The sequence below is a fragment of the Actinomyces marseillensis genome (assembly GCF_900155605.1).
Lineage (GTDB): Bacteria > Actinomycetota > Actinomycetes > Actinomycetales > Actinomycetaceae > Pauljensenia > Pauljensenia marseillensis.
Genome location: NZ_LT707420.1, coordinates 811,675 through 827,862, shown reverse-complemented (window position 1 = coordinate 827,862; position 16,188 = coordinate 811,675). Strand labels below are relative to the sequence as shown.

Genomic DNA, 16,188 nt, shown 5'->3' with positions numbered 1-16,188 from the left:
CGTCGAGCCGGTTCTCTGCCCCGGAGTTTCCTCCGGGGCCGAGCCTTGCCGAACGGATTTCGGTCTGTTAGGCGAAGGTCACTTCGCCTTTTCGAGAATCTCGACCACGCGCCACCGCTTGGTGGCGGAGAGCGGACGAGTCTCCATAATCAGGACGAGGTCGCCAACGGAGCACTCGTTGTGCTCGTCGTGAACCTTGACCTTCTTGCTCTTGCGCATAACCTTGCCGTAGAGGGCGTGCTTGACACGGTCCTCAATCTCAACGACAACGGTCTTGTCCATCTTGTCACTGGTGACGTAGCCACGACGGACCTTGCGCTCGTTGCGCACAGTGCTTTCTGCCATGTTTGTCACTCCTCAGTGCCAGGTGCGGTGCGGTAGCCAAGCTCCCGTTCACGCGCGATGGTGTAAATGCGGGCGATATTACGACGAACAGTCTTCATACGACCGTTGTCTTCAAGGGAGCCAACTGCCTGCGCGAAGCGGAGGTTGAAGAGCTCAGCCTTTGCCTTCTCGAGTTCGGTGGACAGTTGTGCATCGTCCATGGCGTCGAGATCGGCGGTGGTCAGACCCTTTTCGGCCATCAGTTGTCACCACCCTCGCGGACCACGAAACGGGTCTTCATCGGAAGCTTGTGCTGGGCGCGACGCATTGCCTCGCGGGCAAGAGCCTCGGGCACGCCGGCCAGCTCGAACATGATGCGTCCCGGCTTAACGGGAGCGACCCACCACTCAACGGCACCCTTACCGGAACCCATACGGGTTTCGGCGGGCTTCTTGGTCAGCGGGCGGTCGGGGAAGATGTTGATCCACACCTTGCCACCACGCTTAACGTGACGGGTCATTGCGATACGAGCAGCTTCGATCTGACGGTTGGTCACGTAGGCACCCTCAAGTGCCTGAATGCCGTAATCGCCGAATGCGAGCTCCGTGCCGCCGGTCGCAAAACCGGTGCGGTGCGGGCGGTGCTGCTTACGCCACTTAGTACGACGGGGAATGAGCATTGGGCTCAGGCCTCCGTTCCGGTCTCGGTAGCGGCAGGTGCCTCAGTTGAAGCTTCCTGCTGCTGAGTGTTCTCCTGCTGCTGCTGGCCACGCTGGCCGCGACGCGGGTTGCGGCGCTCGCCACCACGGCGTCCGCCGCGGTTGGCCTGCTCAGCCTGCTGGCGGGCAAACTCACGCTCGGTGATATCGCCCTTGTAGATCCACACCTTGACGCCAATACGACCAAAGGTGGTACGCGCCTCGTGGAATCCAAAGTCGATGTTCGCGCGCAGGGTCTGCAACGGGACACGGCCTTCGCGGTAGAACTCGCTACGGCTCATTTCAGCGCCACCCAGACGGCCGGAGACCTGGACACGGATGCCCTTGGCTCCCGCACGCTGTGCAGACTGAATACCCTTACGCATCGCACGACGGAAAGACACACGGGCAGCGAGCTGCTCGGCGATTCCCTGTGCGACCAGCTGTGCAACCAAGTCGGGGTTCTTGACCTCGAGGATGTTCAGCTGAACCTGCTTGCCGGTGAGCTTCTCCAGGTTCTGGCGAAGACGATCTGCTTCTGCTCCGCGGCGACCAATAACGATACCGGGGCGAGCGGTGTGCAGATCGACGCGAACGCGATCGCGCGTACGCTCAATATCGACCTTTGCAATACCTGCACGCTCAAGATTCTCAGTCAGGTTCTTACGAATTGCGACGTCTTCTGCAACGTAGTCGGCGTAACGCTGACCTGCAGTCGTCGAATCGGAGAACCAACGAGACCGGTGATCAGTAGTGATTCCCAGGCGGAACCCGGTGGGGTTAACCTTCTGGCCCATTTACCGGTCTCCCTTCTTCTGATCTTCCTTAGTGCCGACCACAACAGTGATGTGGCTCGTGCGCTTAAGAATGCGTCCTGCACGGCCCTGAGCGCGGGGGCGGAAGCGCTTCATGGTGGGACCTTCATCAACAAAGGCTTCGAGGATCAAAAGATCCGCCTCGTTGAAGGTCTCCTTAGCGGCTTCTGCCTTCACCTTCGCGTTAGCGACGGCGCTCAAGAGAACCTTGCGGACATCGGTGGCGACGGCCTGCGGGGCAAACCGCAGAATGTCGGCTGCCTCCAAAGCAGCCTTGCCGCGAACCTCGTTCACGACACGGCGTGCCTTCTGGGGCGTGACGCGGACAAAACGCGCCTGCGCCTTGGCTTCCATGAAATCCTGCCTTTTCTTCCGTACGCAAGGCCGGCTCAGCGCCGACGTCCCTTGCGATCGTCCTTGTCGTGGCTACGGAAAGTACGCGTGGGAGCGAACTCTCCGAGCTTGTGGCCCACCATCGACTCAGTGACGAAAACGGGCACGTGCTTGCGACCGTCGTGCACGGCGATGGTCAGTCCCAGGAAATCCGGGGTGATGACCGAACGACGCGACCAGGTCTTGATAACGTTCTTCGAGCCGGATTCGACCGCCGCGTCAACCTTCTTCATAAGGTGATCGTCGACGAAGGGGCCCTTCTTCAAACTACGAGGCATTCCCAGCTCCTACTCAGCGATTCTTGCCGGTCTTGCGACGACGCACGATCATGCGGTCGCTGGCCTTGTTCGGACGACGGGTGCGTCCCTCGGGCTTGCCCCAAGGCGACACAGGGTGACGACCACCAGAGGTACGGCCTTCACCACCACCGTGCGGGTGGTCAACCGGGTTCATAACAACACCACGGACATGCGGGCGCTTGCCCTTCCAACGCATACGGCCGGCCTTGCCCCAGTTGATGTTGGACTGCTCGGCGTTGCCGACCTCACCAATGGTTGCGCGGCAAGTGATTTCGACGTTGCGAATTTCACCGGAGGGCATACGCAGCTGAGCGAAGCGGCCTTCCTTTGCGACGAGCTGAACCGAGGTGCCAGCACTACGAGCGATCTTTGCGCCACCGCCGGGGTAGAGCTCCACAGCGTGGACCACAGTACCGAGGGGGATGTTGCGCAGGGGCAGGTTGTTGCCGGGCTTGATATCGGCCGCGGGGCCAGCCTCGACAATGTCGCCCTGGTTGAGCTTGGCGGGTGCCAAGATGTAGCGCTTCTCGCCATCTGCGTAGTGCAGGAGGGCGATACGAGCGGTGCGGTTGGGGTCGTACTCGATGTGAGCAACCCGTGCGGGCACGCCGTCCTTGTCGTGACGACGGAAGTCGATCACGCGGTAGGCGCGCTTGTGGCCGCCGCCGCGGTGGCGGGCAGTCACACGGCCGTTGTTGTTACGGCCGCCAGTCTTGTGCAGCGGACGCACCAGCGACTTTTCGGGCTCGGAACGAGTGATCTCGACGAAGTCAGAGACGCTCGAACCACGACGACCCGGGGTCGTGGGCTTGTACTTGCGAATTCCCATGATTTTCCTCTAGTTCTCCGACGCTCAGGCCTGCTCGCCGAAGATGTCGATGGTGCCTTCACGCAGGGTCACGATCGCGCGCTTGACATCCTTGCGCGTGCCGATTCCGTTGCGAGTGCGGTAAACCTTGCCCTTGCGGTTCTGCGTCGCCACAGAAGCAACCTTCACGCCGAAGATTGCTTCGATCGCCATCTTGATCTCGGTCTTGTTCGAGCGAGGATCAACTTCGAAGGTGTACTTGCCCTCATCCATCAGGATGGAGGACTTTTCGGTAACAACCGGACGCAGGATGATGTCGCGGGGGTTCTTAGCGGATTCGATCGAGCTCACTTCGTTTCCTCCTTGGTGCCAAGGAATGCCTCGAGGGCGCCCTGGGTGAAGATGACATCTTCGTGATCGAGGACGTCGTAGGTGTTGAGCTGATCGGCCCACAGCACGTGAACTTCGCGTGCGTTACGCAGCGAAAGAGCGGTGAGCTCGTCGCCGCGCTCGAGCACGACGAGTGCCGGACGATCGGCAACAAGAGCGCGAACCGCAGCCAGTGCCTGCTTGGTCGAGGGCTTCTCACCTTCGAACAGAGCGGTCACGACGTGGATGCGACCATTGCGTGCGCGGTCTGACAGAGCCGAGCGAAGAGCGCCCACCTTCATCTTCTTGGGGGTGCGCTGCGAGTAATCGCGGGGCTGCGGACCGTGGACGATGCCACCGCCGGTGAAGTGAGGTGCACGGATCGAGCCCTGACGAGCGTTACCGGTGCCCTTCTGGCGGAACGGCTTCTTGCCACCACCGGAAACCATGCCGCGCGTCTTGGTTGCGTGCGTGCCCTGACGGCCTGCAGCAAGCTGAGCGACGACGACCTGGTGCATCAGCGGAATATTGGTCTCAACGTCAAAGACCTCTGCGGGAAGATCGACCGAACCGGCCTTCTTGCCCTGCAGGTCCAGAACATCGATGGTACGGATTTCAGACATGATCACGCACCCTTCACAGCGGAGCGAACCAGCACGATGCCGTTCTTAGGTCCGGGGATTGCACCCGAGATCAGGAGCAGACCCTTTTCCACGTCGACGGCCTGCACGTGCAGGTTCTGGACGGTACGACGGACACCACCCATGTGGCCAGCCATACGCTGACCCTTGAAGATGCGACCGGGGGTTGCGCAAGCACCGATCGAACCGGGCTTACGGTGGTTACGGTGAGAACCGTGAGATGCGGACACGCCAGCAAAACCGTGACGCTTCATAACACCGGCAAATCCCTTGCCCTTGGTGTTACCGGAAACATCGACAAGCTGTCCTGCTTCAAAGATGGAAGCGTCCAGTTCCTGACCGAGCTCGAAGTTATCAGCCTCGGAGGTGCGGACCTCGGCGAGATGACGACGGGGAGCAACCCCAGCCTTTGCGAAGTGAGCAGCCAGGGGCTTGGTCACCTTGCGAGCATCGATTTCGCCAAAGCCAAGCTGGATTGCGGTGTATCCGTCGGTTTCCTCAGTGCGGAGCTGAGTAACGACGTTAGTGCCGACCTGCACGACAGTCAGGGGCACGAGGCGGCCGTCGGCGTCCCAAACCTGGGTCATACCGAGCTTGCGGCCGAGCAGCGCCTGAACAGGCGCAGCAGCGTGCTGCTTATTCTTTGTCATTGCAGATTACCTCAGAGCTTGATCTCGATGTTGACATCCGCGGGCAGATCGAGACGCATGAGCGAATCGACGGCCTTAGGCGTCGGGTCGATGATGTCGATGAGCCGCTTATGCGTACGCATTTCAAACTGTTCGCGGCTGTCCTTGTACTTATGGGGCGACCGAATCACGACAAACACGTTCTTTTCGGTCGGCAGCGGCACCGGGCCCACGACAGTGGCACCTGCTCGCTGCACGGTGTCCACGATCTTGCGCGCGGAGCTGTCGATGACCTCGTGGTCATACGACTTGAGCCGGATGCGGATCTTTTGTCCCGCCATGCCGTCTTACCTCTTCTCGTACAGATTCGGCGCCGGTACCCGTACTCGGGCGTGTCACTCTTCGCGAGAGCGCCCGATGCGGACCGGCGTCTTGTCCAAAGATCTTGGGCATTTTGCCCGGTTAAACAGTGATTGCACTGTCTAACCGCCCTACCTCTAGTAGGGCAACCCTCCTATTTTTGCAGAAAGACGCAGGTCTCCTCAAGCTTGAAGCCAAGGAAACCTGTGTGAATCCACTGACATAGAAGGTATGCGCACACATTGCTCCGGTGGAGGTACTGTGCGCACCGAGTTCCTACACTACACCGCACTCGGGCGTGTCGCAAAGTCAGATCGGTCACTTCCCTGCTCCACACGCCAATTTCGCCCCATTGCCGAGGCCGTGGCGCAGGTAGAGGAGACGCGAGCTTGGCCGCCGCCTCCGTCATCACGTCGCGCCCACTCCCCCGCACCCGCCCGACGACCACACAAGGAAACCAGCCACGGCCTCGGCAATTGCAATAAAAAAGAGCAGGCCCGCTCAAAAGAGCGGACCTGCTCTACTGAAGAATCAGCGATCGCTAGGCGATCAACAAAGTCACTTCAGGATGTTGGTCACACGACCGGAACCAACGGTGCGGCCACCTTCGCGGATTGCGAAGCCGAGGCCGGGCTCCATGGCGATGGGCTGGATCAGCTGAACGGTGATCTCAGTGGTGTCGCCAGGCATGACCATGTCGGTGCCCTCGGGGAGGGTGATGACGCCGGTCACGTCGGTGGTACGGAAGTAGAACTGAGGACGGTAGTTGGTGAAGAACGGGTTGTGACGTCCGCCTTCTTCCTTCTTCAGGATGTAGACCTGGCCCTCGAAGTCGGTGTGAGGCGTGATGGAGCCGGGGACGGCCACGACCTGGCCGCGCTCCACCTCGTCGCGCTTGGTGCCACGGAGAAGCAGACCACAGTTCTCGCCTGCCCATGCTTCGTCCATCGACTTGTGGAACATTTCAATTCCGGTGACGGTGGTCTTCTGGGGCTCACGGATACCGAGGATCTCAACTTCGGAGTTGATCGGCAGCTTGCCACGCTCGACACGACCGGTGACGACGGTGCCACGACCGGTGATCGTGAAGACGTCTTCGATCGGCATGAGGAAGGGCTTGTCCATGTCACGCTCGGGGGTGGGGACGAAGGTGTCCACAGCGTCCATGAGCTCTTCGATCTTCGCGGTCCACTCGGGGTCACCCTCGAGGGCCTTCAGAGCGGAGACCTGGATGACGGGAGCATTCTCGCCATCGAAGCCCTGCGAGGTGAGAAGATCGCGGACATCTTCCTCAACGAGCTCGAGCATGTCGGGATCGTCCTGCATAACGTCGGCCTTGTTCAGGGCGACGAGGATGGTGGGCACGCCGACCTGACGGGCGAGCAGAACGTGCTCGCGGGTCTGGGCCATGGGGCCGTCGGTGGCGGCGACAACGAGGATGGCGCCATCCATCTGTGCCGCACCGGTGATCATGTTCTTCACGTAGTCAGCGTGGCCGGGGGCGTCAACGTGTGCGTAGTGACGCTTCTCGGTCTGGTACTCAACGTGAGAGACGTTAATGGTAATACCGCGATCGCGCTCTTCGGGAGCGTTGTCGACCTGATCGAAGGGGGTGAACTCGTTCAGATCCGGGTACTTGTCGTGCAGAACCTTGGTGATTGCTGCAGTCAGCGTGGTCTTGCCGTGGTCAACGTGACCGATGGTACCGATGTTGACGTGCGGCTTGGTGCGCTCGAACTTGGCCTTCGCCACTTGTGTCCTCCTGGACTCGGGTAGAAATTCTCAGCCTATGGCTAGGTGTCAGCATAACACCCAATGGGGCATGAGACCTACAGGTTTATTGATTCTTGTCAGGTTGGTCACAACTAAGAGGTTTCTTAGCCGTGACCAACCCTGTGGGACTCACTCGCCCCGAGACTTTCCGATGATCTCATCCGCGACGTTACGCGGGACCTCGGCGTAGCTATCGAACTGCATGGAGTACACCGCGCGGCCCTGCGTCTTGGAACGCAGATCGCCGATGTAACCAAACATTTCGGACAGCGGAACCTGTGCGCGGACCACGCGCACACCGTGCTGCTCATCCATTGACTGGACTGCACCACGACGAGAGTTGAGGTCGCCGATGACGTCGCCCATGTACTCTTCGGGCGTACGGACCTCGACGGCCATGATCGGCTCGAGTAGAACCGGGGAAGCCTTCTTTGCGGCTTCGCGGAATGCCATCGAACCGGCGATCTTGAAGGCCATTTCCGAAGAGTCAACTTCGTGGTATGCACCATCAAGCAGGGTTGCCTTGACGTCGACCATCGGGTAACCAGCGAGAACACCGTTTTGCATGGCGTCCTGGATACCAGCGTCGACCGAGGGGATGTATTCGCGAGGAACGCGTCCACCGGTGACCTTGTCCTCGAAGATGTACTCTTCTTCGGAACCGGCCGGGATGGGCTCGAGTGCGATGATGACGCGCGCGAACTGGCCGGAACCACCGGTCTGCTTCTTGTGCGTGTACTCGAACTTCTCGACGTTCTTACGGATGGTCTCGCGGTAAGCAACCATGGGCTTACCAACGTTGGCCTCGACCTTGAATTCGCGACGCATACGGTCGACGATGATGTCGAGGTGAAGCTCGCCCATACCGCCAATAACGGTCTGGCCGGTTTCGGCATCGAGCTCAACCGTGAAGGTCGGGTCCTCTTCTGCCAGCTTCTGGATGGCGATGCCCATCTTCTCCTGGTCAGCCTTCGACTTGGGCTCAACGGCCACGAAGATCACGGGCTTCGGGAAGGTCATGGACTCAAGAACAACCGGCTTGTCGATCGCGCACAGCGTGTCGCCAGTGGTGGTGTCCTTCAGGCCAATAACCGCGTAGATGTGGCCTGCATGTGCCTCTTCGACCGGGTTTTCCTTGTTGGAGTGCATCTGGAAGATCTTGCCGATGCGTTCCTTCTTGCCCTTGGTCGAGTTGAGGATCTGCGAACCCGCCTCCAGCTTGCCGGAGTAAACGCGGACGAAGGTCAGCTTGCCGTAGAAGGGGTGGGCAGCGATCTTGAATGCAAGAGCTGCGAAGGGTTCCTTCTCCGAGGCCTCGCGGACCTCAGTGCGCTCTTCTTCGTCGTGGCCGGGCTTGAAGCCCTGAACGGCGGGAATATCGAGCGGCGAGGGCAGGTAGTCGATGACCGCGTCAAGCACGGGCTGAACGCCCATGTTGCGAAGTGCAGTACCGCAGAAGACGGGGAATGCGCGACCGGAAATGGTCAGGGCGCGAACGCCTTCCTTAATCTGATCAATGGTCAGCTCGCCGTTCTCGAGGTAGGCCTCGGTCAGCTCATCCGAGCCTTCCGCTGCTGCCTCGATGAGGGCCTCGCGGTACTCTTCAGCCTTCTCCTGGAGCTCTGCGGGGATCTCGCCGCGAACAACGAGCGCGCCAAGCGTGGGCTGGCCGTTCTCATCTTCGGCGGGGTAACGCACAGATTCCATGGTCAGCAGATCGATGGTTCCCTCGAAGTCATTCTCTGCGCCGATGGGCAGATGCATGACAATCGGGGTTGCGTGAAGACGATCGCGAATGGTCTGAACCGAGAAGTAGAAGTCAGCGCCCATCTTGTCCATCTTGTTGATGAAGCAGATGCGGGGGACGTCGTACTTGTCAGCCTGGCGCCACACGGTTTCAGACTGGGGCTCGACACCTTCCTTACCGTCGAACACGGCAACTGCACCGTCGAGGACGCGCAGCGAGCGCTCAACCTCAACCGTGAAGTCAACGTGACCGGGGGTGTCGATGATGTTGATTTGGTTTCCGTTCCAGAAGGAGGTGACGGCTGCGGAGGTGATGGTAATACCACGCTCCTTTTCCTGCTCCATCCAGTCGGTGGTGGAGGCACCATCGTGCGTCTCACCAATCTTGTAGTTGATGCCCGTGTAGAACAGGATTCGTTCGGTCACGGTGGTCTTGCCGGCATCGATGTGAGCCATGATGCCGATGTTGCGAACCTTCTTGAGGTCAGTAAGCACCTCGTGTGCCACTACATCAGTCCTTCGTTTGAAGTGAGGGTGTTAAAACATCCTGCCCGCTCCGGATGGGGTCATCACGAAGCGGGAGGGGTGGTCACCAGCGGTAGTGAGCGAACGCGCGGTTCGACTCAGCCATCTTGTGCATGTCCTCACGACGCTTGACAGCGGCGCCAAGACCATTGGAGGCGTCGAGAATCTCGTTGGCGAGACGCTCGGTCATGGTCTTCTCACGACGCTGGCGCGAGAAGTCCACCAGCCAACGCAGTGCGAGGGTGGTCGCACGTGCGGGGCGAACCTCAACCGGAACCTGGTAGGTCGCGCCACCAACACGGCGGGAACGAACCTCGAGGGCCGGACGAATGTTGTCCAGTGCGCGCTTGAGCACGGAAACGGGTTCCTGCTCGGTGCGCTCACGAACCATTTCGAGTGCGCCGTAAACAATGCGCTCTGCAACGGTCTTCTTACCGTCGAGAAGCACGCGGTTCACGAGCTGGGTCACGATCTTTGAGCCGTATACCGGATCGTCGACCAGGGGGCGCTTGGGAGCGGGGCCTTTACGAGGCATTACTTCTTCTCCTTCTTTGCGCCGTAACGGGAACGGGCCTGCTGGCGGCCACGGACACCCTGGGTGTCGAGGGCGCCACGGACGATGCGGTAACGCACGCCGGGGAGGTCCTTCACACGACCGCCACGAACGAGGACGATCGAGTGTTCCTGCAGGTTGTGGCCTTCACCGGGAATGTACGCGGTGACTTCGATGCCCGACGAAAGGCGCACACGAGCGACCTTACGCAGAGCCGAGTTCGGCTTCTTAGGGGTGGTGGTGTACACACGGGTGCACACGCCGCGACGCTGGGGCGAGCCCTTGAGCGCGGGGGTCTTCACCTTTGCGCGCTTGGTGCTGCGGCCCTTGCGGACGAGCTGCTGAATGGTAGGCACTGGTTCTCCAGTTCAATTCCGTCTACGGTTTAAGGATTTCCTTAAACCCATGTCTCAGTCTTCCACGACTGTCCTTATCCCCCAGCGCGCACAGCGATCCGCCAGGGGCCGGTGTGCCATGATAACGGGCCTAGGCCTCGTCAGAGAATGACACCCGGAGCTCCGACGGAGGGAGCCCGCGCGTTCCAAGTTCTTCTTCAAACGACCGCTCCATAGAGGCGATCTACAAAAGAACAGGAACCGTCCACCAAAAGTGGACATAGGAGACCCGCACAGTCACGGGTACCGGGTTCAAGAATAGTCAGCTATTCCCAGTCCCGTCAAAGCCAGATTGTTCACATTGTTTGTGGGACTGCCCACTTCTGTCTTAGCTCACCCATTCCTGGTTTCGCTCCCCCATTCCGGTTTTAGCTCGCTCACCTGCGGCCTCAGAACAGCAATAGGCCCGGAATCAGTGAGCTAAACCAGGAGTGCACTGCACTAGAACAGAACCAGCCCTAGGTGAAAGCTCCCCGTTGCACCGCTCGCTATCCTTCTTTCCACAGGAGCACCCATTTCCACAGGACCGTCGGGAAATAGGCGTTTTCCACAACTACATCGTTCGTACTTTCGGCGTCGCCTACTAATGGCGACACTTGCAAAATGAGCCCCGTTACCATTGAAAACATTCAAACTCGACATAACGCATTCCGCCATTTACGCGAAGATTCAGAGGTCTGCCGAATTCGCCGCGGGTATTATGCGCGTTTTCATTCCCCAGACAACGTTCCTCTCTGGGATTTGTGGCAGGCCGTTGCGCTTTCCCGCATATTCGCATCAGCTGCGCTTGCCCGAAGCGGTCGTGTATTTACCGGAAGATCCGCATTGCTCCTTCACTCAATCCCTACATGGGTCACGAATCCCAATGTTGAGTATTGGCGGAAAGACGGGTGTAGAAGAACTATCCCCTTCTCTAGTGTGCAGTTTCAGAGCAAGAGCGTTCCTCCGTGTGCGATCACTCTTCGTTCTCAGGAACCTCACGCGGTGGTACGACTTCCTGAAGGCCTCATTGTTGAGTCGATTGAAAGTGCAGTAGTTCGAATTGCACTCAACGAAGAACCTCTTGAAGCCTTTGTCGCCGCATGCATGGCGTTACATTCACTTTCGGATTTTTCGCGTTATGCGCTGGAAATATCTCGCACTCGCGTTGAGATAGCAAGAGACAAGCTATTGACGGTATTACATGATCGACTAACGCACAGGAACTATGCGATCGCACATTCGATTCTCGCTTTTGCCGACGGTGGCTGCGACAACATTTTCGAGGCCGCGGTCCTTTGGGTGGTCCGTACTCTTTACCCGGGTGAAGTGGTCACACAATTTGAGATTCACGGCAGATATGGTCACTACTTCGGTGACATTGTCATTCCCGCTCTCCACTTGATCATCGAGACAGATGGAGTGAGCAAGCTTTCTCTTCCGCGTTCAGATGGATTGTCCGCAGAACACGTTTGGATGCGTCGCCAGCAGGATCTCATTAATCTCGGATGGAACATCTTCAGAGTCTCTTGGGCAGACCTTGAAGACTTCGCAGCTTTACGTCGTGCTATTGCGTCACATTTAGGGATAAGACGTCTTCCGCCAAGTTCAGAATGCGCACGAATATGGGCCCTTCCCAGCGCTGAATGCGATGGACCGAAACGTCGCATCCATACAAAGAGACATCGCTCAGCCTCATTTGTGGGCGCCGATGACCAACCGGACTCCGGGTTTGGCTCACCCATTCCTGTTTTAGCTCGCTCACCTGCGGCATCAGAACAGCAATAGGCCCGGAATCAGTGAGCTAAACCAGGAGATGGCGGAGTACGGAGTGAGAAGTGCGAAGGGCAGAGGGCGGAGGACGACGCACCGCGGACGACAGAAGACAGACGGAGGACACCGACCGGTCCCGATATAACGACACACAACGGGACAACAGCAGAAGACAGACGAAGGTCTTAGCCGCCACGCAGAAAGTCTCTCTCCCCGACAGCCTCGATCCTTGACCGAGGTCGGGCTCGCGGAGCTTAATGCCGGGGCGCCACGGCGGTATCAGCCCNCTTTGCGCGCTTGGTGCTGCGGCCCTTGCGGACGAGCTGCTGAATGGTAGGCACTGGTTCTCCAGTTCAATTCCGTCTACGGTTTAAGGATTTCCTTAAACCCATGTCTCAGTCTTCCACGACTGTCCTTATCCCCCAGCGCGCACAGCGATCCGCCAGGGGCCGGTGTGCCATGATAACGGGCCTAGGCCTCGTCAGAGAATGACACCCGGAGCTCCGACGGAGGGAGCCCGCGCGTTCCAAGTTCTTCTTCAAACGACCGCTCCATAGAGGCGATCTACAAAAGAACAGGAACCGTCCACCAAAAGTGGACATAGGAGACCCGCACAGTCACGGGTACCGGGTTCAAGAATAGTCAGCTATTCCCAGTCCCGTCAAAGCCAGATTGTTCACATTGTTTGTGGGACTGCCCACTTCTGTCTTAGCTCACCCATTCCTGGTTTCGCTCCCCCATTCCGGTTTTAGCTCGCTCACCTGCGGCCTCAGAACAGCAATAGGCCCGGAATCAGTGAGCTAAACCAGGAGTGCACTGCACTAGAACAGAACCAGCCCTAGGTGAAAGCTCCCCGTTGCACCGCTCGCTATCCTTCTTTCCACAGGAGCACCCATTTCCACAGGACCGTCGGGAAATAGGCGTTTTCCACAACTACATCGTTCGTACTTTCGGCGTCGCCTACTAATGGCGACACTTGCAAAATGAGCCCCGTTACCATTGAAAACATTCAAACTCGACATAACGCATTCCGCCATTTACGCGAAGATTCAGAGGTCTGCCGAATTCGCCGCGGGTATTATGCGCGTTTTCATTCCCCAGACAACGTTCCTCTCTGGGATTTGTGGCAGGCCGTTGCGCTTTCCCGCATATTCGCATCAGCTGCGCTTGCCCGAAGCGGTCGTGTATTTACCGGAAGATCCGCATTGCTCCTTCACTCAATCCCTACATGGGTCACGAATCCCAATGTTGAGTATTGGCGGAAAGACGGGTGTAGAAGAACTATCCCCTTCTCTAGTGTGCAGTTTCAGAGCAAGAGCGTTCCTCCGTGTGCGATCACTCTTCGTTCTCAGGAACCTCACGCGGTGGTACGACTTCCTGAAGGCCTCATTGTTGAGTCGATTGAAAGTGCAGTAGTTCGAATTGCACTCAACGAAGAACCTCTTGAAGCCTTTGTCGCCGCATGCATGGCGTTACATTCACTTTCGGATTTTTCGCGTTATGCGCTGGAAATATCTCGCACTCGCGTTGAGATAGCAAGAGACAAGCTATTGACGGTATTACATGATCGACTAACGCACAGGAACTATGCGATCGCACATTCGATTCTCGCTTTTGCCGACGGTGGCTGCGACAACATTTTCGAGGCCGCGGTCCTTTGGGTGGTCCGTACTCTTTACCCGGGTGAAGTGGTCACACAATTTGAGATTCACGGCAGATATGGTCACTACTTCGGTGACATTGTCATTCCCGCTCTCCACTTGATCATCGAGACAGATGGAGTGAGCAAGCTTTCTCTTCCGCGTTCAGATGGATTGTCCGCAGAACACGTTTGGATGCGTCGCCAGCAGGATCTCATTAATCTCGGATGGAACATCTTCAGAGTCTCTTGGGCAGACCTTGAAGACTTCGCAGCTTTACGTCGTGCTATTGCGTCACATTTAGGGATAAGACGTCTTCCGCCAAGTTCAGAATGCGCACGAATATGGGCCCTTCCCAGCGCTGAATGCGATGGACCGAAACGTCGCATCCATACAAAGAGACATCGCTCAGCCTCATTTGTGGGCGCCGATGACCAACCGGACTCCGGGTTTGGCTCACCCATTCCTGTTTTAGCTCGCTCACCTGCGGCATCAGAACAGCAATAGGCCCGGAATCAGTGAGCTAAACCAGGAGATGGCGGAGTACGGAGTGAGAAGTGCGAAGGGCAGAGGGCGGAGGACGACGCACCGCGGACGACAGAAGACAGACGGAGGACACCGACCGGTCCCGATATAACGACACACAACGGGACAACAGCAGAAGACAGACGAAGGTCTTAGCCGCCACGCAGAAAGTCTCTCTCCCCGACAGCCTCGATCCTTGACCGAGGTCGGGCTCGCGGAGCTTAATGCCGGGGCGCCACGGCGGTATCAGCCCCGTCACCGACGATGGCAATCACAGGGGATGCACGAGGGCCCGGCCCCCTCGCGGGGACCGGGCCCTGTGACGTTGTCGACCGGATCTCCGATCAGTGTGCGCGGCGCCTCGCCGCTACGAGGCCGACGCCGGCGACGCCTAGCAGGCCGACGAGCGCGATGGCAACTCCGGTGTTTGCGCCAGTGCTGGCAAGCTTGTTGCCTTCAGTGCTCTTGCCGCCCGTGGGCTGCACCTGCTCAGGAGTCGGCTGGGACTGCTCGGTAGTGGGCTGCACCTGCTCAGGAGTCGGCTGGGACTGCTCGGCAGTGGGCTGCGGCTGCTCAGGAGTCGGCTGGGGCTGATCGGGCTTCGGAAGCTCGGGGAAATCGCACGTCGAAGACTGCGAGGTATCGGACTCGACGATGGCTGCACCACTCGTCGTCGTCCCCGAGATCTTCACGAGCGGAGTAACCTCAGTGCTGCCTGTGATAAGGAACGAGAACTTCACCGACCCGTTGGCGGGAAGCTCCAGATTCTTGAAGGTCAGAACCTTACCCGCGACCGTCGGCTCGGGGGCGCCGGTGGCCGACTGGGGAACGTAGGTGGCGTCGTCCGACAGGGTCGCGACGACCGTCTGGACCGACTTGACGTCCGGGTTCGGATTCGTGATCGTCACGCCGATGGTGCGCGTCCCGGTGGAGTCGGCGCCCGGCTTGGCGACGGCGCACGTCGCGGAGGACAGCGCGACCTGGCCCTTCGGCGAGAAGGAGGTGACGAGAGAGTAGTCGACCGTCGCATTCGGCTCGAGGGTACGAGTCCAGCTCAGAGCCATGCCGTTGTCCCGGTTGGAATCTGCGCGCTCGAGCTTGTTGGGCAGCGGCGTACGATTCTCGACCTTATCCCAGACCTGGTAGAAGGCACCGTAGTAGTAGTTCGAACCGGCGGTCGTCGGGACGAACTGTTCGACTCGGCCACGATCCGAATGCTCGCCGGTTTCCGGATCCTTCGCTCGACAGATGACCGTCCCCGTGTTTGCGTCGTACTCGCCGAAGCCGTAATCGTCGTCCTGGAGGTAGCAATCTGCCGCGTGGTAGAGAGTAAAGTCCTGAGCTGCACCCGAGACGTTCTTCACCGAGGTTGTCGTCGCGTAGAAGTCATTGCCCGTTGAGTAGGTATCCGTCTGCGTGATCTCGAATCCGCCGCCGCGAACGACAGTCGTGAGGACCCACGGATCGGCTTGGGTACCCATGCCGGACTTCGTTTGCGAGACCGGCGTCCAGGCGATCGTCCCCATGGATTTCGCCGAACGAGATTTCAGCACACCCGGACCGAAGAGCTCAGATCCCACAGCGAGGAAGGTTCCACAGTCGGCTGGATCCGTAGTGGAGTAACCGTTGTAGAACTCGTTGTACCTATCGCCCTTGTAGTTGATCGAGCAGTTGAGCGTGTCGGAGATGGCGATCCGGACAAGCGGACCTTCCGTATCCTCAATCGTGGGACCGGCGGCGAAGGCTACCAACGGGTTGATAACGAGGGTCGCGGAGCCGAGCGCTGCAATGACCAGCTTCTTGGACAGGCGCATGAGGAGACATCCTTAAGCGTTAACGGATAGTGTGCAGCCAATCTAGCATCCGCGCGTCAGCTTTCCAAATTGTTGAACTTGTAATGTTCGATCGTCGCCGCCAGTGCTTGATCTGCGCCGCCGTGAGACA

The 16,188-nt window shown here is 58.9% G+C and carries 18 protein-coding genes; 2 read left to right on the top strand and 16 right to left on the bottom strand.

All coding sequences use genetic code 11. The features are described 5' to 3' along the window. Positions 1-78: 78 nt before the first annotated feature. The 15 genes from rpsQ to rpsL form a co-directional block, all read right to left on the bottom strand. A complete protein-coding gene (rpsQ, locus tag BQ8011_RS03475) occupies positions 79-345 on the bottom strand; it encodes a 30S ribosomal protein S17 (protein ID WP_034501324.1) in 267 nt (88 codons plus the stop codon). Between the two features lie 5 nt (positions 346-350). Continuing rightward, complete coding sequence (gene rpmC, locus BQ8011_RS03470) at positions 351-584, bottom strand: 50S ribosomal protein L29 (protein WP_034501321.1); 234 nt, start codon at positions 582-584, stop codon at positions 351-353. Next, positions 584-1,003: a 50S ribosomal protein L16 gene (gene rplP, locus BQ8011_RS03465; protein WP_034501318.1), complete on the bottom strand. Its 420-nt coding sequence runs from the start codon at positions 1,001-1,003 to the stop codon at positions 584-586. Before rplP ends, rpmC begins: the two co-directional genes overlap by 1 nt. 5 nt (positions 1,004-1,008) lie before the next feature. After that, on the bottom strand, positions 1,009-1,818 hold the full coding sequence (gene rpsC, locus BQ8011_RS03460) for a 30S ribosomal protein S3 (RefSeq protein WP_034501315.1): 810 nt from the start codon (positions 1,816-1,818) through the stop codon (positions 1,009-1,011). After that, positions 1,819-2,190: a 50S ribosomal protein L22 gene (rplV, locus tag BQ8011_RS03455; RefSeq protein WP_034501311.1), complete on the bottom strand. Its 372-nt coding sequence runs from the start codon at positions 2,188-2,190 to the stop codon at positions 1,819-1,821. 35 nt (positions 2,191-2,225) lie between these two features. Next, positions 2,226-2,507 carry a 30S ribosomal protein S19 gene (gene rpsS / locus BQ8011_RS03450; protein WP_009408780.1) on the bottom strand — a complete coding sequence of 94 codons (282 nt, stop codon included), beginning with the start codon at positions 2,505-2,507 and terminating at the stop codon, positions 2,226-2,228. A gap of 13 nt (positions 2,508-2,520) precedes the next feature. Continuing rightward, positions 2,521-3,357 (bottom strand): 50S ribosomal protein L2, encoded by an 837-nt coding sequence (rplB, locus tag BQ8011_RS03445; RefSeq protein ID WP_072457387.1) that lies wholly within the window; start codon positions 3,355-3,357, stop codon positions 2,521-2,523. A gap of 24 nt (positions 3,358-3,381) precedes the next feature. Beyond that, complete coding sequence (rplW, locus tag BQ8011_RS03440) at positions 3,382-3,687, bottom strand: 50S ribosomal protein L23 (RefSeq protein ID WP_034501306.1); 306 nt, start codon at positions 3,685-3,687, stop codon at positions 3,382-3,384. Next, a complete protein-coding gene (gene rplD, locus BQ8011_RS03435) occupies positions 3,684-4,328 on the bottom strand; it encodes a 50S ribosomal protein L4 (RefSeq protein ID WP_034501433.1) in 645 nt (214 codons plus the stop codon). Before rplD ends, rplW begins: the two co-directional genes overlap by 4 nt. A 2-nt stretch (positions 4,329-4,330) precedes the next feature. Continuing rightward, a complete protein-coding gene (gene rplC / locus BQ8011_RS03430) occupies positions 4,331-4,996 on the bottom strand; it encodes a 50S ribosomal protein L3 (protein WP_034501305.1) in 666 nt (221 codons plus the stop codon). 11 nt (positions 4,997-5,007) lie between these two features. Further along, positions 5,008-5,316 (bottom strand): 30S ribosomal protein S10, encoded by a 309-nt coding sequence (gene rpsJ / locus BQ8011_RS03425; RefSeq protein WP_009408775.1) that lies wholly within the window; start codon positions 5,314-5,316, stop codon positions 5,008-5,010. 577 nt (positions 5,317-5,893) lie between these two features. Beyond that, entirely contained in the window at positions 5,894-7,087 is a 1,194-nt protein-coding gene (tuf, locus tag BQ8011_RS03420) for an elongation factor Tu (protein ID WP_072457385.1), read from the bottom strand. A 150-nt stretch (positions 7,088-7,237) separates the two neighbouring features. Next, positions 7,238-9,361: an elongation factor G gene (gene fusA / locus BQ8011_RS03415; protein ID WP_072457384.1), complete on the bottom strand. Its 2,124-nt coding sequence runs from the start codon at positions 9,359-9,361 to the stop codon at positions 7,238-7,240. An 82-nt stretch (positions 9,362-9,443) separates the two neighbouring features. Continuing rightward, positions 9,444-9,914: a 30S ribosomal protein S7 gene (gene rpsG / locus BQ8011_RS03410; RefSeq protein WP_009408772.1), complete on the bottom strand. Its 471-nt coding sequence runs from the start codon at positions 9,912-9,914 to the stop codon at positions 9,444-9,446. Further along, on the bottom strand, positions 9,914-10,288 hold the full coding sequence (rpsL, locus tag BQ8011_RS03405; RefSeq protein ID WP_034501299.1) for a 30S ribosomal protein S12: 375 nt from the start codon (positions 10,286-10,288) through the stop codon (positions 9,914-9,916). The genes rpsG and rpsL overlap by 1 nt, the downstream gene beginning before the upstream one ends. A 1,023-nt stretch (positions 10,289-11,311) precedes the next feature. Here rpsL and BQ8011_RS03400 point away from each other — a divergent pair. Next, positions 11,312-12,094 carry a hypothetical protein gene (locus tag BQ8011_RS03400; protein ID WP_157885006.1) on the top strand — a complete coding sequence of 261 codons (783 nt, stop codon included), beginning with the start codon at positions 11,312-11,314 and terminating at the stop codon, positions 12,092-12,094. A gap of 1,349 nt (positions 12,095-13,443) precedes the next feature. Further along, positions 13,444-14,226: a hypothetical protein gene (locus BQ8011_RS03395; RefSeq protein ID WP_157885006.1), complete on the top strand. Its 783-nt coding sequence runs from the start codon at positions 13,444-13,446 to the stop codon at positions 14,224-14,226. A gap of 362 nt (positions 14,227-14,588) precedes the next feature. On the opposite strand, the gene BQ8011_RS03390 is transcribed toward BQ8011_RS03395, so the two are convergent. Further along, the gene (locus BQ8011_RS03390; RefSeq protein ID WP_072457380.1) at positions 14,589-16,058 is read right to left on the bottom strand and encodes an LPXTG cell wall anchor domain-containing protein; all 1,470 of its coding nucleotides are present in this window, start codon (positions 16,056-16,058) and stop codon (positions 14,589-14,591) included. Positions 16,059-16,188 lie beyond the last annotated feature (130 nt).